This window comes from Flavobacterium paronense (assembly GCF_030409795.1).
Lineage (GTDB): Bacteria > Bacteroidota > Bacteroidia > Flavobacteriales > Flavobacteriaceae > Flavobacterium > Flavobacterium paronense.
In genome coordinates, this window is record NZ_JAUFQN010000019.1 from 983300 (window position 1) to 1007001 (window position 23702).

At 32.9% G+C, this 23702-nt stretch carries 14 protein-coding genes and 1 tRNA gene; 7 read left to right on the forward strand and 8 right to left on the reverse strand.

The features are described from left to right. Positions 1–23 precede the first annotated feature (23 nt). From QWY90_RS05630 to QWY90_RS05640, 3 genes are all read left to right on the forward strand, one after another. Positions 24–2132, forward strand: coding sequence for an ATP-binding protein (locus QWY90_RS05630; RefSeq protein ID WP_290284883.1), 2109 nt, complete (start codon positions 24–26; stop codon positions 2130–2132). After that, positions 2122–2991 carry a TorF family putative porin gene (locus tag QWY90_RS05635; protein WP_290284884.1) on the forward strand — a complete coding sequence of 290 codons (870 nt, stop codon included), beginning with the start codon at positions 2122–2124 and terminating at the stop codon, positions 2989–2991. The genes QWY90_RS05630 and QWY90_RS05635 overlap by 11 nt, the downstream gene beginning before the upstream one ends. 168 nt (positions 2992–3159) lie before the next feature. Then, positions 3160–5268, forward strand: a complete 2109-nt coding sequence (locus tag QWY90_RS05640) for a response regulator (RefSeq protein ID WP_290284885.1) — start codon at positions 3160–3162, stop codon at positions 5266–5268. On the opposite strand, the gene rimO is transcribed toward QWY90_RS05640, so the two are convergent. The 3 genes from rimO to QWY90_RS05655 form a co-directional block, all read right to left on the reverse strand. Further along, positions 5265–6566: a 30S ribosomal protein S12 methylthiotransferase RimO gene (gene rimO / locus QWY90_RS05645; RefSeq protein WP_290284886.1), complete on the reverse strand. Its 1302-nt coding sequence runs from the start codon at positions 6564–6566 to the stop codon at positions 5265–5267. The two genes, QWY90_RS05640 and rimO, sit on opposite strands and share 4 nt — an antisense overlap. A gap of 119 nt (positions 6567–6685) precedes the next feature. Then, the gene (locus tag QWY90_RS05650) at positions 6686–8191 is read right to left on the reverse strand and encodes an OmpP1/FadL family transporter (RefSeq protein ID WP_290284887.1); all 1506 of its coding nucleotides are present in this window, start codon (positions 8189–8191) and stop codon (positions 6686–6688) included. A 75-nt stretch (positions 8192–8266) separates the two neighbouring features. Next, on the reverse strand, positions 8267–9211 hold the full coding sequence (locus QWY90_RS05655) for a hypothetical protein (RefSeq protein WP_290284889.1): 945 nt from the start codon (positions 9209–9211) through the stop codon (positions 8267–8269). A 101-nt stretch (positions 9212–9312) separates the two neighbouring features. Here QWY90_RS05655 and proS point away from each other — a divergent pair, with 101 nt between their 5' ends. The 3 genes from proS to rpsT all read left to right on the forward strand — a co-directional run bounded on the left by proS (position 9313) and on the right by rpsT (position 11218). Beyond that, a complete protein-coding gene (gene proS / locus QWY90_RS05660) occupies positions 9313–10791 on the forward strand; it encodes a proline--tRNA ligase (protein ID WP_290284890.1) in 1479 nt (492 codons plus the stop codon). Between the two features lie 78 nt (positions 10792–10869). After that, a tRNA-Glu gene (locus QWY90_RS05665) sits at positions 10870–10941 on the forward strand. A gap of 25 nt (positions 10942–10966) precedes the next feature. Further along, on the forward strand, positions 10967–11218 hold the full coding sequence (gene rpsT / locus QWY90_RS05670; RefSeq protein ID WP_290284891.1) for a 30S ribosomal protein S20: 252 nt from the start codon (positions 10967–10969) through the stop codon (positions 11216–11218). A gap of 56 nt (positions 11219–11274) precedes the next feature. On the opposite strand, the gene QWY90_RS05675 is transcribed toward rpsT, so the two are convergent. After that, positions 11275–11685 (reverse strand): response regulator, encoded by a 411-nt coding sequence (locus tag QWY90_RS05675; protein WP_290284892.1) that lies wholly within the window; start codon positions 11683–11685, stop codon positions 11275–11277. Positions 11686–11691: 6 nt separating this feature from the next. Further along, positions 11692–13404 (reverse strand): PAS domain-containing sensor histidine kinase, encoded by a 1713-nt coding sequence (locus QWY90_RS05680; protein ID WP_290284893.1) that lies wholly within the window; start codon positions 13402–13404, stop codon positions 11692–11694. Between the two features lie 162 nt (positions 13405–13566). Between QWY90_RS05680 and typA the strand changes: the two genes are divergently transcribed. Then, a complete protein-coding gene (typA, locus tag QWY90_RS05685; protein WP_290284894.1) occupies positions 13567–15363 on the forward strand; it encodes a translational GTPase TypA in 1797 nt (598 codons plus the stop codon). Between the two features lie 154 nt (positions 15364–15517). On the opposite strand, the gene QWY90_RS05690 is transcribed toward typA, so the two are convergent. Genes QWY90_RS05690 through QWY90_RS05700 form a run of 3 tightly spaced genes read right to left on the reverse strand, consistent with a single transcriptional unit; the run spans position 15518 to position 23628 of the window. Continuing rightward, positions 15518–16438, reverse strand: coding sequence for an alpha/beta hydrolase (locus QWY90_RS05690; protein ID WP_290284895.1), 921 nt, complete (start codon positions 16436–16438; stop codon positions 15518–15520). Positions 16439–16441: 3 nt separating this feature from the next. Continuing rightward, positions 16442–18451, reverse strand: a complete 2010-nt coding sequence (locus QWY90_RS05695; protein WP_290284896.1) for a T9SS type B sorting domain-containing protein — start codon at positions 18449–18451, stop codon at positions 16442–16444. 29 nt (positions 18452–18480) lie between these two features. Continuing rightward, positions 18481–23628 carry an FIDD domain-containing protein gene (locus QWY90_RS05700; RefSeq protein WP_290284897.1) on the reverse strand — a complete coding sequence of 1716 codons (5148 nt, stop codon included), beginning with the start codon at positions 23626–23628 and terminating at the stop codon, positions 18481–18483. Positions 23629–23702: the final 74 nt, after the last annotated feature.

Sequence of the window (23702 nt, forward strand, 5' to 3'; positions counted from 1 at the left end):
AAAGTTAATTTGCTGAAATAATTATGACAGTTAAAAAAACATTTCCTAAAATACTCTGGTTAATATTTTCTTCGAGTATATTTTTCATACTACTCTATTTTGCCTTATTTTATTATACCAAAAAAGCTGAAAAACAAGTTTACAACAGCACAGTAGAACAGTTTCACAATGAGGTTAACAAGCTGCTTGAAGTTAATTCTAAGCCTATACTTGTTGCTATTAACAACGATACTAACTGGGATGAATTTGTAAAATTTATAACCACAAAAGATACCAAATGGTATGATGAAACGATTGGCAATGAGTTAGAAATTTATGAGGCTGATTATTTGGGAGTCTATGATGCCAACATGAATTTTATCATCAGAACTCCAACAACAAAGATAAAAACCATTGATTTTATTCCGAAAAATGAAATGGAATTGTTAAATAAAGTTGGTATAAATAAGTTTTATCTAAAGATTCCCGAAGGTATTGTTGAAGTTACAGGTGCGGCAATTCATGCATCTAACGATCCGTCCAAAAAAAATACACCTACATCCGGATATTTCTTTGTTGTTCGATTAGTAGATATAAAATACATTAAAAACCTAGAAAAGTTGACGAGTTCATCTATAATGTTTACGGATACTGATGTTAATTTACCTACTGAAAAGCATAAAATTTCTTCGTTACATATTTTAAAAGATTCTAATAATCAATTTGTTGGTGAGTTTTTATTTAAAAGAAATTTTGAGGTCTATTTTGAAAATGCAATAAACATCCTATATGTAATTATTGGGGCATTTATAATAAACCTTTTAGTTAATTTAATCTATACCCGAAAATTGGTTTATTATCCTTTGGATTTAGTTAGAAGAGCATTAGAATCGGGAAATAAAAAAGCAATCAAGGAGTTGAAGAAAACCACAGGTGAGTTTAGCCACATCGGAAACTTATTCGAGGAAAACAGCAATCAAAAAGTTGAGTTGATAAAAGCAAAGATAAAAGCAGAAGAAGGCGATAGATTGAAATCTTCGTTTTTGGCAAATTTATCACACGAGATTAGAACTCCAATGAACGCTATTAATGGATTTACTGAATTAATTCTGAATACTGATACCAATGAAACGGAAAAATTAGAATATTTACAAGTAATAGAAAAAAGCGGAAAAAATTTGGTTGGAATTATTGATGATTTGATTGAAATGTCTAAAATTGATTCTAATCAAATAACGCCAAATCTTACCGTTATTAACCTTGAAACATGTTGTAACGAATTGTATGAAACAATTAAAGTTACTATTAAAAATAAAGCTATCAATTTTAAGCTTATAACTAGTAAAACACCAGCCGAATTCAATATTATAACCGATGATATTAAACTAAAACAAGTAATTATAAATTTGGTCAACAATGCAGTCAAATTTACCGAAAAAGGAACGGTTAGCTTTGGATATGAGATTGATAAATATACTGAAAACATCAACTTTACTATTAAAGATACAGGATTGGGTATTGATGAAGGCAACCATAAAAATATTTTTGATAGATTTAAGCGAGTTGATAGCGATATTTCTATAAAAGTTGGTGGGTTAGGTCTAGGATTAGCAATAACAAAGGCATATGTTGAATTGCTTGGAGGAACAATTAGTTTAGAATCAAAACTCGGAGTTGGAACTACTTTTTATTTTTCAATTCCTTTAAAATATAGTATAGTAGAACATATAACTGTCAAACAGATTGCCGACATTGATTCATTAAAGTCGGATGGAGAACTTATTCTTATTGCCGAAGATGATAATATTAATTTCTTGCTTTTTCAAAAAATGATGCAAAAGCAAAGTTATAAAATTATAAGAGCGGTGAATGGACAAGAAGCAGTTGATATTTGTCTAAATAATCCAAACATTGATTTGGTACTTATGGATATTAAAATGCCAATTATGAATGGTTTTGAAGCACTGGAACAAATCAGACCAATACGTCCAAATCTTCCAATTATTGCTCAAACTGCCTATTCTTCTTCTGAAGATAAAACAAAAATTGAAGAAGCAGGATTTAACGGCTACATCACAAAACCATTGAACAGAGAGAATTTATTTGAGCTAATAAATAAGTATTTAGATAAAGAAAATCAATATGAAATTTAAACTTATATTTAGTACAGTTTTATTTATCTCAACTTCGATATTTTCACAAGAGAATCAATTAAGAACAGACTCACTTGCTGTTGAGAAAGAGAAAAAGCTATCATTAAATATAGATATAGTTAGCCGTTATCTTTGGCGTGGACAATGTTGGGGTGGCGATTATATTGCGGTTCAGCCTACAATAGAATATGCTATTACTCCAAAATTAACTATTGGATTTTGGGGAACAACTAATTTCAAAAATGAGTATTCCTATGCTGATGGAACAACATATAAGGGATATCAGGAAATTGATTTGTACGCTACTTATCAACTCAATGATTTTTTGCAGTTCCAGCTTTGGGACTATTATTGGCCATCGGTAAGTAAAGTGGAAGGCGTAGATAATAATTTTTTTAACTACGGAAAAGATGGTGTAAAAACGGTTGATGCAATATTTTATTTTGATTTTTCAGAAGGATATAAATACCCATTTAATGCAACAATAAGTACACTCGTTGCCGGAAATGATTTTCGTTATGACAGAAACGGAGAAAATGCAAAGCAAAATTTTACAACCTATCTTGAATTGGGTTATACGTTTATGCTGTTTGAGAAATCATCAAAGAAAGCATTGCGCGAAATAGAATTAGATCCTTTAATAGGTGTGGTTTTAAATAACAAAGCTGGCTATTATTCCTATGCTGATTATGATAATGTTTCGTTTTGTAATATAGGAATTAAAGCTACCAAAGAAATTGATTTAGGAAAAGGAATAACGATGCCATTGTCTATAAACTATGTATACAACGCAGCCAAACAAAACACAGAAGCCTTCGGTAAAAATTTCTTGGTTGCTTCAGTAAGTTTTAGTTACTAAGATTAATTTAGTTTGCCAATTTTGATTTAATATAATGTTAAAGATTATTTAGAAAATAATAATTCAATTTAAATATATTTTTAAAATAAGTATTAGAATAATTTAATTGTATGCAAAAAAAAAATACTTTTATGAAAATTATTATTTTATGAGAATTCCCCCAATTCTATGAAAAAATTCACCAACCTTAATACCTATTACAAATTATTATATCTCATAATAGGTACAAGCGTTTTCTTCTTTTTGTTATATATTTCTCTTTATATATATACAATTCAACAAGAAAATCACGTTTATAAATCTACAATTACTCAATATAATAATGAGGTCAAGTCATTATTCGAATTAAGCTCTAGCAAAAATAAGACAACTATAGAAGATGTCACTTTTTGGGATGATTTAGTAAAATATACAACAACAAAAGATAAAGTTTGGTTTGATAATCATATCACAAAAGAGTTTGAATCATATGAAGTTGATTATATTGGTATTTATGATATCAATAAAAAGTTCATTTCCAATATTACTACATCTAAGGTGAATATTAAAGATTTTATTCCAAAAGGTGTAATGGTAAATCTTAATAAAACAAAATATTTAAAGTTTTATTTGAGAATTCCTGAGGGAATAGTTGAGATTTATGGAGCAACAATTCACCCTTCAAATGATCCCAAAAAAGTAAAATCAAAACCGTCTGGTTACTTTTTTATGGCAAGACTTTTAGATGGAAATTATTTTGAATATCTTAATAAAATTAGCAGTTCAAAAGTTAAGTTTTTAGGTAAAAATGAATTAGCAGAAGATGAAAAGGATATGATTGTTACCTCTTTAAACTTATTAGATTATAAAAATAATGTTGTCTCAAAATTATTATTTAAACGTCCATTTAATTTAAACTATAGAAATACTAAAGACATACTTACTATTATAATTATAGCTTCCATTTTTAATATCCTTATTTATTTATATTATTCTAAGAGATGGGTATATAAACCATTGCAATTAATTACCAATATATTAGAATCAGGGAATAGAAAATCGATATCTGATTTAAAATTGGCTAGTGGTGAGTTTGGACATATTGGTGAATTGTTCGAAGAAAATGACCATCACAAATTACAATTGAAAATTGCAAAAGAAAAAGCGGAAGAGAGTGACAAACTAAAATCTACTTTTTTGGCTAATTTATCTCATGAAATTAGGACACCCATGAATGCCATTGTTGGTTTTAGTGACTTATTAGATAATAGCCAGTTATCTGAAGAAGAAAAAAATAATTATTTAAAAATTATAATTAATAGCGGAAATGGTTTGGTCTCAATTATAGAAGATTTAATTGAAATGTCAAAGATTGATGCTAATCAAATAACTCCTAAAATAAAAGGATTTAATTTAGAATTGTGCTTAAATGAACTATTTGAAACAACAAAAGTCACCATACCAAAAGGAAAAAAAATAGATTTTCATATTCTTGAAAGTTCAAATCCAATTTCAAGAAATATCCTTACTGATGAAACTAAATTAAAACAGATACTTATAAACTTAATTACAAATGCTATTAAATTTACAGATAATGGTTTTGTTGCGTTTGGCTATAATTTTAATGAAAAAGAAGGAAAATTAGAATTTATTGTTAAAGATTCAGGAATGGGAATTGACCAAAAACATCTAAGCGAAATTTTTAACAGATTTCACAGAATAGAAGATGATTTTTCAATTGAACTCAGTGGTCTCGGACTTGGTTTGTCAATTACAAAAGCCTATGTTGAAATGTTAGGAGGCTCTATAACTGTAGAGTCTGTTTTTAAAAAAGGATCTATTTTTTCATTTACGATACCGTTGAATTATGACAATATCGAGAATAAAGTAAAAACTAGTAAAACTAAAAATGCCTTTATTAATAATGTTCAACAAACGATTCTTGTTGCCGAAGATGATAAGATTAATTTTTTATTATTAAAGAAAATCCTTGAATTGAAAAACTATATAGTTTTGAGAGCAGAAAACGGACAAGAAGCAGTAGAGATTTGTAAAAATAATTCGGGTATCGATTTGGTTTTTATGGATATTAAAATGCCAGTTATGAATGGTTATGAAGCATTTGAAATCATAAAAGAATTAAAACCAAATTTACCTGTAATAGCCCAAACCGCTCATTCATCTATTGAAGATAAAGAGAAAGTTTTAAGTTCTGGATTTACAAATTATATTACGAAGCCTTTGGATAAAGAAAAAATATATGAATTGCTAGATAATATTTTTCAAAATTCTAATTAAACGGGTTCTCCATAAAGGTCAAACTCGGTAGCATCGATTATCTTTACATTGACAAAATCACCAGTTTTCACATAGAACTTTGAAGCATCAATTAGCACTTCGTTATCTACATCTGGACTGTCAAATTCAGTTCTTCCAACGAAGTATTGCCCTTCTTTTCTGTCGATGATGCATTTGAATGTATGACCTATTTTTTCCTGATTTAAGTCCCAGGAAATTTGTGATTGTAAATCCATTATCTCCTCAGCACGAGCTTGTTTTACATCCTCCGGAACATCATCATCTAATAAATAAGCATGTGTGTTTTCTTCATGAGAATAAGTAAAGCAACCCAAACGTTCAAACTTCATTTCCTGAACCCAATCGCGCATGATTTCAAAATCCTCTTGCGTTTCTCCAGGATAACCTACAATTAAAGTCGTTCTGATAGTCATTCCTGGAACGGCAGCACGGAAGTCTTTTAATAATTTGGTCGTTTTTTCTTTTGTGGTTCCACGACGCATCGATTTCAAAATGTTATCTGAAATATGTTGTAACGGGATATCAATATAATTACAGATTTTTGGTTCGCGTTTCATCAAATCCAAAACATCCATTGGGAAACCAGTAGGGAAGGCGTAATGCAAACGAATCCACTCAATACCTTCAACTTTAACTAAGTTTTCTAACAACTCGGCAAGATTTCTTTTTTTGTATAAATCCAAACCGTAATAGGTCAAATCTTGTGCAATCAGTATTAATTCTTTTACACCTTTTTTGGCTAAACCTTCTGCTTCTTTTACTAATTTCTCGATAGATTGAGAGACGTGCTTGCCACGCATAATCGGAATGGCACAAAAACTGCATGGTCTGTCGCAACCTTCTGCAATTTTTAAATAGGCATAATTTTTTGGTGTCGTAGTTAAACGTTCACCCAATAATTCGTGTTTGTAATCAGCACCAAGTGCTTTTAACAAAAGTGGTAATTCGGTTGTGCCAAAATATTGGTCAACATTTGGTATCTCTTTTTCTAAGTCGGGACGATATCTTTCAGATAAGCATCCGGTAACAAAAACTTTGTCTACGATGCCATTCTCTTTTTTATCAACATATTCCAGAATAGTATTAATCGATTCTTCTTTGGCATTATTAATAAAACCACATGTGTTGATTACTACAATATTACCTTCTTGTTCGTGTACGACATCTTTACCACTTGCTTTCAATTGGCCCATCAAAACCTCACTGTCGTAAGTGTTTTTGGAACATCCAAGTGTGATAACATTGATTTTATTTTTCTTTAATGACTTAGTTCTCATAGACATATTCCCGATTGTTCAGGAGGCGTGCAAAATTAAGCTTTTTATTTCGAATTAAATTGTTAAAATAAAAAACCACCTCGAAAGAAGTGGTTTTAGTAATAAATGATTATTGGAAATTAAAAATCCATAGAGTAACTTATGGTTACGTTATTGTTATATCTGCTCACTCTAGCAGGATCTGTCATTCCTGATGATAGAAAGGAATAGTTAAAATTTCTATGATCATATGAATATGCTACATCTATTCTGCTATCACCAAAAGTATATCCTAATCCACCGGAATAGCCTGTTAAATCTCCAAAAGTCTGGTCTACTTTATAAGGACTTTGATCAAAACGATATCCACCACGGAAGCTCATTTGTTTGTATTTATATTCACCACCAAGACGCACTTGTATTGCATTGTCTAGAGCTGAACTCAAATAAGAATTAATTCCGGTGTAGTAGTTTTTTGGTCTGAAAGAAGTATTGCTATAATTTTTTGTTGAAACATCAGCACTCAGTAATCCTTTTTTTCCAAAAATATAAGCTATACTTCCAGTCCATTTGCTTGGTGTCTGAACGGTATAAGGATCATAAATCATTGTAATATTCGGATTGAATATTCCTCCACCGCAGTCCGGACAATCGGCAAATACTGCTTGTCTTTGTTCGTCTTGAAGTCGGTACCAAGTAGGGGATTCGTATGCAACCCCAAGGCGCAAACTTTTTGTCGCTTTAACAATAGCACCAAGATTAAAAGAAAACCCACTTCCAAAAGTATGCGTTTCGGTATCAAATTGAACAGACTGTAATCCGGTTGTGCTGTCAACCGTATCATAAGATTCATAAACCGAAGAATTTTTTATAATATCGGTATAATGATAATTAAGATTTATTCCTAAAAACAATATGTCTTTATAAGCAGTGGCAAAGTTTCCGGTAAATTTACCATCGTATCCCGATGTTATAGTATAGTTATCTTGAAAATAATTTCCGTTAGTAGGAACATTAGAAACATAAACTGAATTCAAATCATCATCTGAAACCGGATTAAATATATAAGCATTGTAACCAAGATAGGCTTGTTGATCTATAAAATTTAGATCTTCAAAATAAGCATTTCGCAGCGTTCCTAGTGTTATTCCTCCTTCTTGAGGTAATCCATTAGCAAATCTTAAAAAGTATTTATCTATGGAATTGTATGGATTGGTTCCGGCTGAATAAAGGCTATTATTAAAATTATTATCATTTTCATAATTAAACGCAACTGTGAATTTTTTCCAATCATTTTTAGGATTATTGTCCACGAATACAAAGGCAACTCCAGCTTGATTTAAATCTAAGGAATTGTCATTATCTTTTGTTGTGGTACCATAATAGCGCGAAATGTTTTTAGCGTTATAACTAGATCCTGTGAAAGTGGCATAATTGTTATTAAAAAAAATAGAACCTGCAGGATTTTGATTGATGGATGATAAGTCGCCTCCAACTGCTCCAAAAGAGCCACTCATTCCTCTAAATCTTGCTGAACCGGTTAAATTTTCAACGGCATAACGGAGAGCGTCTTCGGGGGTTGTTTCTTGAGCTTTTACTGTTGAAAAAGTTAATCCGGCAATGATAATAATGATGTATTTCTTCATGGCAAATTTATATTTAATTCAAAAAAATATCTATGATATTTATTAAATAACATAGATATTTAGATTTTAATTTTTTTATCTTCTTCCACCTCCAGAGGATGATCTACCTCCGCTGCTACTTCCGCCTCCATAACTTCCACCACCGTAAGATGAGGATCGAGTATTTGAACTTGGAGTATAAGAGCGAACCGGAGTTGACTCAGAACTATTACTTCTTACTGGCTGCGAGTTTGTATTACTTCTCGTTGGATTATTATTGTAGTTTCTGACTGGTTCCGTTGAATAACTTCTGGTGTTGTTATTAGTATTATTATAATTGGTATTTCTATTTCCTGAAGTAGTATAAGAACTGCTTCTACTATTCGTAAAATTTGAACTTCTGGTCCCATTTCTAACACCAGTTCTATTTCCATTCGAAGAGTAAGCATATGTAGAGCCTCTTCTGCCTCCGTTGTAATAATAGTTGTGATTGTAATTTCCGTACCAATTATTGTAATAACCACCATAATAGTTTGGACCATACCAATTATTCCAACCAAATCCCCAGCCTAAGTTCCAACTTGGACCATACCAACTATTCCATCCCCAACCAAAGTTTGGTCCGTAATAATTGTTCCATCCCCAATAATTTCCGTACCAGTAATTATTCCAATATCCATAACCCCAATTGCTGTCATAGACATTTACCGTAACACTTTGAGGATTATTTCCCCAACTGGAATTATTTGAATTATAATTTTCTGCTCTGTTGATAGTATCATTATTTACTGTGCTGTAATTGTCAACATTAGTAAATGATTGTGAATCTTTATTTAAATCACTAAAATATTCTTGATATTTATTGCTTTGAGAATTGTCTTTGTTTGATACTTCTCTTTTGTTTTGTGAATTTCCATAAACACCATCACCATCGTAGTAAGAACTATTTTGATAAGAGCCACATGAGGAAACTACAACTGCGATTAATCCAAATAGTGAATAACTGGATAATCTTTTACTGAAATAAGAATAAGTTTTCATATCAATAGCATTTTTAATTGTTGGACAATACAAAAATAGTTAGTTTTGCCGAACTATTTAGTTAAAATTAGTTAAACAATTTTTATGCCAAAGTATTCAATATGAGCAAGGACTTAACAAAAAGAGCAGAAGATTATTCAAAGTGGTATAACGAACTAGTTGTCAAGGCTGATTTGGCCGAAAACTCTGGTGTTCGAGGTTGTATGGTTATCAAACCATACGGCTATGCTATTTGGGAAAAAATGCAAGCAGAATTAGACAGAATGTTTAAAGAAACAGGACATAGTAATGCATATTTTCCTCTTTTTGTGCCTAAAAGCATGTTTGAAGCTGAAGAAAAGAATGCAGAAGGTTTTGCTAAAGAATGCGCAATTGTAACTCATTACAGATTAAAAAATGATCCTGATAAACCTGGAAAATTGATGGTTGACTCAAATGCTAAACTAGAAGAAGAGTTAATTGTTCGTCCAACAAGTGAGGCAATTATTTGGTCAACATATAAAAACTGGGTGCAATCTTATAGAGATTTACCTTTGTTAATAAATCAATGGGCTAATGTTGTACGTTGGGAAATGCGTACTCGTTTGTTTTTGCGTACGGCTGAGTTTTTATGGCAAGAAGGCCATACTGCACATGCTACAAAAGCTGAAGCTATTGAGGAATCTGAAAAAATGATGCATGTATATGCTGATTTTGCTGAAAACTTTATGGCTATTCCGGTAATCAAAGGACTGAAAACCGAAACAGAACGTTTTGCAGGTGCAGAAGAAACCTATTGCATTGAAGCTTTGATGCAAGATGGAAAAGCATTGCAAGCAGGAACGTCACATTTTCTTGGACAAAATTTTGCCAAAGCTTTTGATGTAAAATTTGCTAATCAAGAAGGAAGACAAGAGCACGTTTGGGGTACTTCCTGGGGGGTGTCAACTCGTTTGATGGGAGCATTGGTAATGACACATTCTGATGATAATGGTTTGGTTTTACCACCAAATTTAGCTCCAATTCAAGTAGTAATTGTTCCGATTTTCAAGACGGATGAAGAGTTTGAAGCTATTTCCACTGTAGCAAATGAATTAGTTGCCCAATTTAAAAGGCTAAACATTTCAGTGAAGTTTGATAATAGAACAACTCAAAAACCTGGATTTAAATTTGCGGAATGGGAACTGAAAGGCGTTCCAGTTAGAATTGCTGTTGGTCCAAAAGATTTAGAAAATGGAACTTTTGAAATTGCAAGAAGAGATACCCTGTCTAAAGAATTGAAACCTAAAGATGGAATTGTTACTTACATTTTCGATTTATTAGAACAAATTCAGATTGATTTATATAATCGTGCTTTAGATTATAGAAATACACATGTGACTGAAGTAAATACTTTTGAAGAATTTAAAAATGTTTTAGAAAACAAAACTGGATTTATATCGGCACATTGGGACGGAACTCCGGAAACGGAAGAAAAAATAAAGGATTTAACTAAAGCAACTATACGTTGTATACCATTAAATCGAGTAGAAGAGGAAGGAAAATGTATTTTTTCCGGAGCTAAATCTACTGGTAGAGTACTATTTGCGAAAGCATATTAAAAAAAAATAGTTTTTTTTCATCAACGCTATTGTGAAAATAAAAAATAGTTGTATTTTTGCATCCGCATTGAGAAAGATGGCCCGTTCGTCTATCGGTTAGGACGCCAGGTTTTCATCCTGGTAAGAGGGGTTCGATTCCCCTACGGGCTACAATTTAAATAAAATAAAAGAAAAAATGGCAAATCATAAGTCAGCTTTAAAAAGAATCAGAAGTAACGAAAAGAGAAGAGTATTAAACAGATACCAACATAAAACTACTCGTAATGCAATAAAAGCATTAAGATTAGCAACTGATAAGTCTGATGCTTCTGCAAAATTATCTGCTGTTGTTTCAATGATAGATAAATTAGCTAAGAAAAATATTATTCATGATAATAAAGCAGCTAACTTGAAATCTAAATTAACTAAACACGTTTCAAAGTTATAATTTAACATTGTATATACAAATAAAAAAGCGTCTCTACTATCGAGACGCTTTTTTATTTACACAAATTGAGTTTTTAAATTTTCTAACATTTCTTTAGTTATTGGTTTTGATAAAAAGCCAATTACAGGATATGTTTTCGATTTGTTGATGTCATAAGGATCAATAGATGACGAAAGAACAATGAATCGGGTAGAGCTAAATACATTCTGATAATCTTTACTCATATAGCATTCTAAAAATTCCCAGCCGTCCATTACGGGCATGTTTAAGTCTAAAAGAACTAATTTCGGGTATACGATTGAATCGTTGACTTTTCTTTCTTCAAATATTTTATCAAAGTATTGAATTGCTTCTTCACCATTCTTAGCTGTAATTATTTCTTTTGCAAATTCAACCCTCTCAACAACTTTTTTACAAAGCATGAGTGTAATTGGGTCATCATCTACACAGAGTATTTTATCTAACATAATTACTTAATTATACTTAAAAACTATTGTAAAAGTAGTTCCTTTACCAACAGTACTGGCAACCAAAATGGTTCCGCCCATACTTTCAACTTGTGACTTAACTAAATATAATCCTAAACCTTTACTGTCCGGATAATTGTGAAATCTTTGATATAGCCCAAAAATCTTATCCTTATTTTTATCTAAATCAATGCCTATTCCGTTGTCTTTAAATGTTATAATTAATTCGTCACCTACCACTTTTGTGGCAATAGTTACTCTTAATTGTCTATTCGGGTCTCGATATTTTATTGCATTTGTTAGTAAATTTAGAAAAATACTTTCTAAATAGGATTTGTTTATGTCTAAAATAGTCACATCTTCCAAATCAATTTTCAAAATAGGTTTGTTAACACTAATTAAGAAACTAAGTTGATTAAATACATTTTCAAACACGTCTTTAATTAATACTTTTTCTTTTTGAATGGAAGGATTGTCTTTAATGATTATTACTTTAACTAAATCATTTATTGTTTCATTTAATAAATGCGTCGATTTTGAGAACCCAGTGATTATTTCTTTTAATTCGGGATCTTCAATATTGATATCCTCAATAAGATTCAATAATCCAGTCAAATTGGATAAAGGCGCTCTCAAATTGTGAGAGGTGATGTAAGAGAATTGTTTTAAATCCTTATTATTTTGAGTCAATTCTCTAATAAGCTGTTCTCTCTCTTTCTCCTTTTCTTTTTCCTCAGTAACATCTCTTTGAATCGAAATCCAATGCGAATGTTCTCCTTCTTTATCGGTAACAGGAATCATCGAAAAGTTAACCCAAAATTCCTCACCGCTTTTCTTGTAACTTATAGTTTCAATAAAACATTCTTTGTATTTCTGAATCGATGTTTTAAGTTTATCAAATTCTAAAATATCAGATTTTTTTCCGAAAAACATTTCAGGTGATTTTCCAATAACTTCATTAGCCGGATAACCGGTCATATCCGTAAAAGCGGAATTGACGAAAATAATATTGGGAATGGCACTTTTTGAAGTATCAATATCCGTAATCATTACGGCATCTTTACTTTGCGTAATTACCGTTTCCAGTAATCTAAGTCGTTGTTCCTCTTCTTTTTGTTTGGTAACATCTTGAATTGCTCCAATCATTCTGATAGCCTTTCCACTAGCGTCTTTTACCAAAAATCCTCTATCAAAAACATATTTATAACTACCATCCGCACATTGAAAACGATACTCATCCTGCCATTTTTCGGTTTTTTGCTCTAAAAAGGAATAGAGTTTTACCGACATCTTTAAGCTGTCTTCTGGGTGAATTCTATCAAACCACCATTTAGAAGTCTTTCCTACGTCTTCTTTCTTATAACCAAAAACACCTTGAATTCCCTTATTCCAAATAAAACTGTCATCTTCCATTTTCCAATCCCAAATAGTATCACTAGTGGCTTTGGCAACAATGTCGTAGCGTTCGTTTGATTCTTTTATTTCAATATTAGTAAGTTGCAATTTTTCAAAAACCGATTTATTTCTAATTTCATTTTGATATAAAATGAATTTTAAAACTAATCCAGAAAAAAGTATGAAAACTACAGAACCGAATTTTAGTATGGTTTCGGGATTTGAATCTGGTAAAAAAACTATAAATAATTTATGGAAAACTACTGCCGCAAATATTAAAATAAGGACATAAATTAATATAATTTTATTTGAATTGTTTTTCATTACTTCAAATATATAGAATTTCAAATGAGTTTTAAAATTAAACCGAAAACTTATTAAGGATTTTATAAACCAATCTTACAGCTTTATTAAAAAGCAAACAAATTGTTTATTGGTTTTTTATCTAAAAATAAAGTGTACCTTTGCACCTTCAAAAAAACAAAGATGGAATCTATTAGAAACATTGCTATTATTGCTCACGTTGACCACGGTAAGACTACTTTGGTTGACAAAATCATGTATCACTGTCAGTTATTTCGTGAAAACGAAAACACAGGTGATTTAATTTTAGATAATAATGATTTAGAGCGCGAAAGAGGAATTACAATTACTTCTAAAAACGTTTCGGTTGTTTATAAAGGAACAAAAATCAATATTATAGATACTCCTGGTCACGCCGATTTTGGTGGAGAAGTAGAACGTGTATTAAATATGGCTGATGGAGTTTGTCTTTTAGTTGATGCTTTTGAAGGACCAATGCCTCAAACTCGTTTTGTATTGCAAAAAGCAATTGATTTAGGTTTAAAGCCATGCGTGGTTATTAATAAAGTAGATAAAGAAAACTGTACACCCGAAGAAGTGCACGAAAAGGTTTTCGACTTAATGTTTGAATTAGGCGCTGAAGAATGGCAGTTAGATTTTCCTACGGTTTATGGTTCTGCCAAAAATAACTGGATGTCTGATCATTGGGAAAACATAACTGATAATGTAGAAGCTTTATTGGATATGGTTGTTGAACATGTTCCGGCTCCAAAAGTATCTACAGGAACTCCACAAATGTTAATCACATCCTTAGATTTTTCTTCATTTACTGGTCGTATCGCAATTGGAAGACTTGAAAGAGGTGAATTAAAAGAAGGAATGCCAATTTCTTTAGTAAAAAGAGATGGTAAAATATTAAAATCAAGAATTAAGGAATTACACACTTTTGAAGGTCTTGGTCGTAAAAAAGTAGAAAGCGTAATTGCTGGAGATATTTGTGCGATTGTTGGAATTGAAGGTTTTGAAATTGGGGATACCGTAGCTGACTTCGAAAACCCAGAAGCATTGCAAACTATTGCCATAGACGAGCCAACAATGAGTATGTTGTTTACGATTAACGATTCTCCTTTCTTTGGTAAAGAAGGTAAGTTTGTGACTTCTCGTCATATTAGAGACCGTTTGACAAAAGAATTAGAGAAAAACTTAGCAATGAAGTTAGGTGAAACCGATTCTGCTGATAAATTCATGGTTTTTGGTCGTGGCGTTCTTCACTTGTCAGTTCTTATTGAAACAATGAGAAGAGAAGGTTATGAATTGCAAATCGGTCAACCACAAGTTATCATCAAAGAAATTGACGGTAAAAAATGTGAGCCAATTGAAGAATTAACAATCGACTTACCAGAGCATTTATCTGGTAGAGCAGTAGAATTTGTTTCTATCCGTAAAGGAGAAATGCTTTCTATGGAAGCTAAAGGCGAGCGTATGATTGTTAAATTCAACATTCCTTCACGTGGAATTATCGGATTGAGAAATCTATTACTTACTGCTACTGCCGGAGAAGCAATCATGGCGCACCGATACATCGGATACGAACCTTTTAAAGGTGAAATTCCGGGACGTAACAATGGGTCATTAATATCAATGGAAAATGGAAAAGCTATTCCTTATTCTATCGATAAATTACAGGATCGTGGTAAATTCTTCGTTAATCCAAATGACGAAATCTACGAAGGTCAAGTTATCGGAGAAAATTCTCGTAGCGATGATATGGCTATCAATGTTACAAAAGCCAAGAAACAATCTAACGTTCGTTCCTCAGGTAATGATGAAAAAGCTAGAATTATTCCACCAATTATTTTCTCATTAGAAGAAGCATTGGAATATATTCAAAAAGATGAATACGTAGAGGTTACTCCAAAATCTATTCGTTTGCGTAAAATTTATTTAACAGAAAACGATAGAAAACGTAATAAAATATAAATTGCATATACAATAAAAGAAACCCTTTCAGAAATGAGAGGGTTTTTTATTTAGAAGCTGTTTCCCGCTTTCCATTACAATCTTTTATAAATTGCCACAGGTTTTCAACCCGTGGTAATTTATAAAAGGATTTCCATTGCAATCCGGGCTAGGGCTATTTTTTCATCAGGAACTCCAATGGAAAATGGAATCTTTCATGCCACGCATTTTCGGAATGGTCTTTTCCCGGAAAGAATTTAGTCACCCAGTTTTTAACTGTGAATCCTTTTTCGCGCATGATAATATCAACTTGTTTTTGTAATGTCGGATAAAGCGCATCCAAGGTTTGATTACCATAATCAAAATAGATTTTGTGATTTTTTGGGTTGGGTAAATTGCTTTTCAGATAATCATATAGGACTTGTGGCACCGGATTATTGTCAATTTGATAAATACCGGATAAATGGGTAGAAAGACAAGCTGCACCACCAAACACTTTTGGATATTCACAAATAGCATACATCGAAATTAACCCGCCCATGCTCGAACCTGCAATAAAGGTATTGCTAACATCTTTTTTGGTCGAAAAAGTTTTGTCTATGAATGGCTTTAATTCGGTTACGATAAACTTTAAGTAGTTGTCTGATATCGGAATAAATTTCTGGTCAATTTTCTTTTTCAATAGTAATTCATTAGAAACAAAATCTTTTTGCTCACTTGAAAGTTTTTCAAAGGCTTTTTGTGGAAAATATTCGAGGTGTCTTTTCAAACCATTATTAGAAATACCCACAATAATAAATTTTCGAATTTTATTTTCGGCTATTAATTTTCCGGCCACTTCATCTAGTTCCCAAGCTTGTTTGTTCCAAGTAGTTTCGGCATCAAACAACATTTGACCATCATGCATATATAAAACTGGATATTTTTTTTTATCAGAGTAACCCTCTGGTAACCAAACATCAATATTTCGGGCATCTACATAATGGGATTTAAAATTGGCAAAACGTTCTACTTTTCCGGAAGTAACTTTTACCTCTTGTGCATTTGACTTTATAATCATCAGCAAAAAAAACAACAGTACTACTTTATTATTCATCATTTATCGTTTTAAAGTGAAATGACCTTTAGCGCTTCGACCATCTTTTAATTGAATATAATACCAATAGTCATCAGCCGGCATTTGCTTTCCGTTAAAAGAACTATCCCAACCCAGACTCGTTGGGCTTATTTGTTTGATTAGTTTTCCAAATCGGTCAAAGATATAAATTATTGAATTTGCATTTGGCGATACAGAATTGATTCCTTTAATATTCCAATAATCATTGAAACCATCGTTGTTGGGAGTAAAATATTTTGGTATTTGTAGTAGATTAAATTCCTGCTCCGCAATGCCGCAACCGTTTTTATCCCTTACAAAAGCGGTGTAAACTATACCACTTAAGTGTTCAAAAATAGGGCTGTCCTGATACCGAACTCCATCTAATGAATAGTCATAATTTCCGTTGCCCGAAGGAACAATTTCAACCGAACTGTTATCAATCAGGTCGCTAATTATGATGTTGCTTATGGTAGCAATTTCGGAACCTATTACGGTGAAGGTTTTTATTTTGTTACAACCATCAGCATTTTCAATAGTAACGGTATAGGTTGCCGGAACTGTAACCTGTATCGAAAGTGTTGTCTCGCCGGTATTCCAAAGATAGGATTTGTAACCACTATCTGCCGCTAACGTTACAGGTGTATTGTTGCAGAGGCAAATTGTTTCATCGGTAATAGTATCAGTAAAAACAGTAATAGTGATAGTAACAGGAATAGCAGTATAGCAATTGTTGTTGTCTATTTTGGCATAAATGGGTTGGTGTAATGGTATTGTATTCAGATAGGAATTGGATAAAGGGGTTGTACTTGTCGGACTGTCGTAAAAACTAACCTGATAACTTGTTGGTAAATTTAAAAATAAGGTTGGAATGATGTCACTCAATGTAATAGTTGTAATTCCGTCTTGTAAGGCATCTGCATCGCAATAAGAATAAGAAGTTTGCCCTGTAACAAGTTGTGGAGCAAAATTCAAATCAATTGCGGATGAAGTTGTGCAGGTAGCAGAATAAATAGTTTTAAGCGAATAGGTGCCATTTTGGGAACTGAGATAAGGCGGATTAAAATTTAATGTAGCCGTATTTTGCCCTGCTATTGGTGTGCCGTTGAAATTCCATTGATAACTTAGTGCACCGGCTGATGTACCGATTAGAGTTAAACTCTCATTATAACAAACTGCATTTTGATTGGCAAATGTACGGTCCGGTCCTAAATCAACTCCCAATTCAAAGCTACTTCCTTTCAAGAAAATGGCCGAGTCATACCTGTAATTTCCTTCATCAGCAATGACTAATTTTATATGGTATTGATGCCCTGGTATTACCGCTGATTTGGCAGTTAAGACTTTGGTCTGCCCATTAAAATTGGTTGGATATTCGGTATCATTAAACGCATCAAAATATTGTTCATTCTGTGCTGCGCAAGAACCCGGAATGTCAGGATGCACGCTAGTGACTTTAACAGGAATAGTTGTATTTGGAATTAAAGCTAAGTTTTGATAAGTCGGATTTCCAACTTCCTTTAGTAAAAAGGCAAAGCCGTCGGAATAAGTGCAGGTTGCATTTCCGTGATATTCTTCAGATGCAAAGATGTAGTCAAAACTTATCTGATTCCCCAATGGGATAAAATCGAATTCAAGATAAGTAGCATTTATGGAGTTGGTAATATTTAAGGCTTGATTCAAATCTAAATCCCCATCCCAACTCATGCCGTTTCCATCATCCGAGACAAAATTATTCGGACCTTGAGCGTCAGTAATTTTTCCGGTACTCAAAATAATTCCTTCAGCAAAAGGAAAAGATGAACCATTAGCATTAAAATATCCCCAGCTGTTTTCGCCTGTAACAAAATTACCGCCCGAAACCGTAACATTGGAAACAGATGCACAACCCGAATTTATCAGTACATTTTCTATTAACTGAAGTGGAGTATAGGTTTCATCTGTAGAAATGTATTGCGCAGAGGCTGCACTACACATCAGTACAAGCAAAAGATAATAGTGTTTAAAAGACATTGTGGTTTAATCAGAAGCCAAAGTTACTACTATCTTTTTAAAGCAAAATGTCCTTTAACATTTCGACCATCTTCAAATTTAATGTTATACCAATAATCATCTGCCGGCATGGGGCGTCCGTTAAAAGTTCCATCCCAACCTAAGCCTGTTGTTCCAATTTGTTTTAATAATTTTCCGAAACGGTCAAAGATGTATATTGTTGAACGATAATTGAATTGGGCACTGACACCTTTTACATTCCAGTAGTCGTTATAACCATCGCCATTTGGAGTAAAATAATGCGGAATTCCAAGCACAGCAACTGTTATTGGCCCAACCGAACCACAACCATTTTTGTCACGCACATATATATCGTGAAGTCCCATAGGCACATTATCAAAGAAATTGTTGTCTCGATAAGGTCCATTAACATCATCGATCGCAAATTCATAATCACCTAAACTTGTTGGGCTTACATTAACTGTTATCGTATTAATTTCTGCTAAATCTACTACATCAATAGATTGAATAGTGGCAATTTCGGAACCAGTAACTGTAATTACTCTGGTTTTAGTACAACCAAAAGCATTGGTAACATCAACACTGTAGATTCCAGGAGAATTTACTGTAAGAGTTGGAGATGTTAAACCATTAAGAACGTTATTAGTATACCAATGAAATTGATAATCAGCTGTTGGCGTACCATCAAGAATTCCGGCATCAATAATCGCTTGTGTTTCTGGTAAACAGATGATAATGTTTTCTTCTAAATCTATTTTTGGTGTTGGATGAACAACAAATGGTATAATTAATTGTGCCGTGCACGTTGTGTTGATTGGATTTTCAACAATAACTTTTATATTCTGTGTTGCCGTAGTAAATGGATTTGGTAACGGACTTGGCAACGGATTGTTATTTTGATCAAAATAATAGGTATTCACTCCGGTTTGGCTTCCAATAATGGTTGATTGAAATGTTGATGTGTCAAAATTGTGCAATCCATTTTGATTAATAGGATTAACTTCTTCATCGCATATTGATGTTAGATTTGACGCTATTGCAAATGCTTCAGGCAGATCATCAACAATAAATTGTAGCGTTTCTTCATCATAACAAGGTTGTCCACCGGTTTGTGTGCTATTGTTAGCCACTTTAATTGTAATTGTTTCCGAACTGTTTACAAAAAATGGATTTGGCAAAGGTGTTGAAAGCTGGCTTCCGTTAGCTTTGGAATATTTCACATTTACCCCAGTTTGACCATTCAAAACTGTAGATTGTATAGTTGAGGTGTCGAATCCATAAATGCCATCCTGATTATCATCGCAATGACGAATAAGATTGGCAGCATTAATTGGATTGGCAGTAGGCAAAGCTTCTACAACAACATTAAAAGTTTTGTATCCATAACAAGAATTGTCTAAGGTGCTTTCGACGCGTACCCAAATAGTTTGTAAATTCGGGAAACCAATGTTTCGATAGTTTGCAGTATTTGTTATTGCTAATGAATTTCCTGAAGCATCAGTTTCAGCAAAGAAATCGGCTTCGGTTTTATAATATTTTATACTGTAATTAGTACTTGGACTTGGCAGAAATGCAAGTAAACTATTGGTAATAGACGTAAAATTAAATGGTCCCGAAATTCCGTCTCTGTCATTGTTGACAGCATCCAAATAATCGTCACATAAATATTGATTTGGAATAACAAAGCTCGCCGGAATTTGAGTTACTGATACCAATAAATCAATTCGGGCTACTCTAAAACAGCCATTGCTATTTTCTACTCGGGCATAAACGCTTGCACTTCCAGAAGTATAAGCATTCGGATTAGCAATTAAAAAAGTATTATTTTGTATATTAGCAGCAGCAAGTGATGTATAATATGTGAATGTTTCTAGTAAATAATTGGCTGAAATAACATCATTTTTTTGAGTCAGATTAAAAGTTGAAATTCCATCTGTATCATCATCACATTGTTTTAACGAAATTAGAGTTGTAACAACTGGCAAAGGATAAGTAGTAAGTGTAGCTGCCGAAGAATATAATCCACAAGTATTTCCAGTTTTATTTAAGAAACAACGGTACTGATAACCAACCATTGTTGGCGTAACATTGGAAACAGTTAATGCATTGGTTCCGGCTCCAGCGTATGTTGCATTGTTCGAAATAATTGACCAAGTTACTCCGTTATCTGTAGATAATTGCCATTGATATGTGTTTACTACATTCGTATTGATAGTAAAAGTCACGCTCTGAAGTTCGCAAGCCGTTCTGTTTTGGGGTTGCGTATTGATGACTATTGGAGCAGCAGTTATATAATTCGGATTTGGATTTCCGTACCCTATACCGCTTGTTACAAGTCCGTTGGGGTTAATTGTTGGAGGTGTTGTCCCGCCTAATAATCCGTCTAGATTACTGTCTAAATAGCCCGCTTCGATTACGTCATTGCACAAATCATTATCACTATCCAATTCAATGGCATTGTAAATTCCGTCAGCATCTGTGTCGGCAAGAATATAAATAGGTTTTAAAATACCACTATCGGCAGCAGTTTCTAATGGATTAAATAATCCGTTGGCACCAAAATTTACACCATCAATTACACCGTTGTTATCAGCATCTGTAATAGTAAACCCAGCTTCATCTATATCGTGAATGCCATCATTGTCTGAATCCAAATCTAAATAATTTGGAACTTCATCAAGATCAACATCAGCATTAGGAACATCAGGCGGATAAATTCCAGCTCCAAAAACATCATCAATTCCGTCTTGATTTAAATCTATAGTAGATAAAGGCAGAAAACTAGGACCTTGGGCTTCATACAAATCTAGAATAGAATCATTATCACTATCTAAATCGTTTTGGTCAGCAATTCCATCACCGTCAGAATCTTTTGGGATGCACGTGGCAAATAAATTTAAAGCCACTCTGCTTGTGCTTGAATCTGAAAGATTGATATTGGTTATAGTAATTGAATTGATTAAATTTCCTACTATAAAAAAAGTGCCAGTACCAATAGGTAATGAAACACTACTATTTAATCTAAAACGAATTTCAAAAGAGGAATATTGCGTAATGCCACTTTCGAAAATTCCATCATAATTAGTATCAATCAGTAATTGATTTGTTGGGTTTAAAATGGTCAAAGTTTTATCTACAGGACATGTTATTCTGATTTCTGTTGAAGAAGTAAATAAATTATTTGCTGCTGCAATATCGGCATAGGAAACAGAAAGGCTAATTGGTGAAGTAAAGTTAGATAGCGTATAGCTAACAGAATTATTTTTTCCTTGTGCCGCTTCTGTTACAAAATTGCCACCTGCATCTCCAAAAACAGGTGTTATAGAAGGTGTTCCGGTTCCTGTAAAAGAAATTGCACCAATATAGGAATTACTGTAAGTGTTTATTGAAATTGACCCAGATGCTGTATTGAAAAAATTAAATACTTGATTTCCATAAGATTCGGCACAATTTGGAATTCCATCATTATCATTGTCAAGATCAACATTATCAATTACACTATCATTATCGTTGTCATTTGGGCAAGAGCTCACCGGAATATTGTCTGAATCTTTTGGGCTAGTACAACCGGCGATAGTCGCTGAAACATAATAATATCCTGGACCAAGACCTGGTGGAGATGCAGTTGTTTCTTTTGGTTGATAGGTATTATTAGTTGCGCCGGGAATTAAACCTCCATTAAAATACCATTGAAATACATCAAACGGACTTAGTGAATTTACACTTAAGACAGAATTTGGAATACAACCCAATTGAGTGACATCAACCTCATTAAAGGATATCTCAGGTTTAAAGGTAAAACCAGAATAATAACCGCCAAAGGTTGCGGCTTGCTCAGAACCATAAGCAGCCAAATACAATTCGCCTGATGAAAAAACTGAAACATTTCCGGTTACTCCGGTCAGCACATAAGTTTCATAATTTGCATTTCCAGTAACTGAAAATGGACCGCCTACTGTCACCCCAATGCTTGCCAAGCTTGCCAAAGTGTAATTAGCACCATCAATAATAAAATTCAGTGTAGCACTTGTTGTTGTAACTATGGTAACTCTACCAGTAAATTGACGTGTTCCAATAAAATCTATTAAAGGAATATTGTCAATAACCCTGGGCGTTTGACAACTTAAAGGAGGAACAAAAAAAAGTTCTTGATTTCTTTGATCTGTAGCACCATCATCACCAACACTTTGATAAGCAAAAATTTTGTGAGTTGAACTTACGTATAAGTTGCCATTGATAGTATAATCTGCACCTGTTAATGCTAAATATTCTCCGGCAAGTATGTTATAAATCGGACCAGAACCATTTAATGTAATTTGAGTATCTTCATCAGCTACTAAAAGTATTTTTTCTACAGTATCAATTCCGGTACTTTTTATAAAGATATAATCATTGGTTGTTAATCTTTCAGCCGGAACTATTTGATCAAAACCCAAATCAAGATTTGCTACTGCATTAGAGCCACCAAACGAACCGCAGTTCACAGCAATAGGTTTATCTGCTAAAACTAGAGTACCAATTAATCCGTCTCTATTTTCTTCAGTTGGTCCTTGAACTGCCATCACATAACTTTCACCTCTATTCAAAACAATACTGTATGGTGAACTTCCATTAGCGTTATTAACTAATTGCACTCCGGTTTTCATTCCGCTAAAAGTAACTGTGGTATTATTTTCTGTTGCCAAAACCGAAACAAAAGTATAATGAATATCAACATAGCTATTTACCAAAGTATTGGTAAAAGCACCTACTCGAAATCGTAATCCAAGAGAAGCAATACCTTTTGAGACTAGTTCACCTGCTTGATTACCACTTCCAGCAGTTACTCTTGCTGAAACATAAACTAAATCATCAGCTTCAACTATATATCCTTTATTGTTTAAAACACCACTTGCTAGCGATTGGTCAACATGAAGTTGGGTATCATTACCAAAACCTACATCATATACATAGGGTGCATCTCTAGAAACGGTTCCCAGAATTGTGTTTCCCCCAAGTTCTATAATTCTGAAATTTACAGGATTGACATTTGGGGTAGAAATATAAAGAAACTGATCTTCAGATGTTACACTAGATGAACCCGAAAGAGGTGGTATATAATGAGTTTTACTAAATTGCGAGAAACAATTTAAAGAAAAAAGTAAAACAAAAAGTAAATAGAATAACTTCTTTTTCATTCGCTAAAATTAGCAAATAATTAAGAAAACATAAACAGAAGCTAGACTATTTATGTTTTCTTTAAGTTTTGATT

What these genes read in the sequence shown, in the direction of transcription:
- QWY90_RS05630 (WP_290284883.1), top strand. Translation starts at nt 24, where the DNA reads ATGACAGTTAAAAAAACATTTCCTAAAATACTCTGGTTAATATTTTCT.
- QWY90_RS05635 (WP_290284884.1), top strand. Translation starts at nt 2,122, where the DNA reads ATGAAATTTAAACTTATATTTAGTACAGTTTTATTTATCTCAACTTCG.
- QWY90_RS05640 (WP_290284885.1), top strand. Translation starts at nt 3,160, where the DNA reads ATGAAAAAATTCACCAACCTTAATACCTATTACAAATTATTATATCTC.
- rimO (WP_290284886.1), bottom strand. Translation starts at nt 6,566, where the DNA reads ATGAGAACTAAGTCATTAAAGAAAAATAAAATCAATGTTATCACACTT.
- QWY90_RS05650 (WP_290284887.1), bottom strand. Translation starts at nt 8,191, where the DNA reads ATGAAGAAATACATCATTATTATCATTGCCGGATTAACTTTTTCAACA.
- QWY90_RS05655 (WP_290284889.1), bottom strand. Translation starts at nt 9,211, where the DNA reads ATGAAAACTTATTCTTATTTCAGTAAAAGATTATCCAGTTATTCACTA.
- proS (WP_290284890.1), top strand. Translation starts at nt 9,313, where the DNA reads ATGAGCAAGGACTTAACAAAAAGAGCAGAAGATTATTCAAAGTGGTAT.
- rpsT (WP_290284891.1), top strand. Translation starts at nt 10,967, where the DNA reads ATGGCAAATCATAAGTCAGCTTTAAAAAGAATCAGAAGTAACGAAAAG.
- QWY90_RS05675 (WP_290284892.1), bottom strand. Translation starts at nt 11,685, where the DNA reads ATGTTAGATAAAATACTCTGTGTAGATGATGACCCAATTACACTCATG.
- QWY90_RS05680 (WP_290284893.1), bottom strand. Translation starts at nt 13,404, where the DNA reads ATGAAAAACAATTCAAATAAAATTATATTAATTTATGTCCTTATTTTA.
- typA (WP_290284894.1), top strand. Translation starts at nt 13,567, where the DNA reads ATGGAATCTATTAGAAACATTGCTATTATTGCTCACGTTGACCACGGT.
- QWY90_RS05690 (WP_290284895.1), bottom strand. Translation starts at nt 16,438, where the DNA reads ATGAATAATAAAGTAGTACTGTTGTTTTTTTTGCTGATGATTATAAAG.
- QWY90_RS05695 (WP_290284896.1), bottom strand. Translation starts at nt 18,451, where the DNA reads ATGTCTTTTAAACACTATTATCTTTTGCTTGTACTGATGTGTAGTGCA.
- QWY90_RS05700 (WP_290284897.1), bottom strand. Translation starts at nt 23,628, where the DNA reads ATGAAAAAGAAGTTATTCTATTTACTTTTTGTTTTACTTTTTTCTTTA.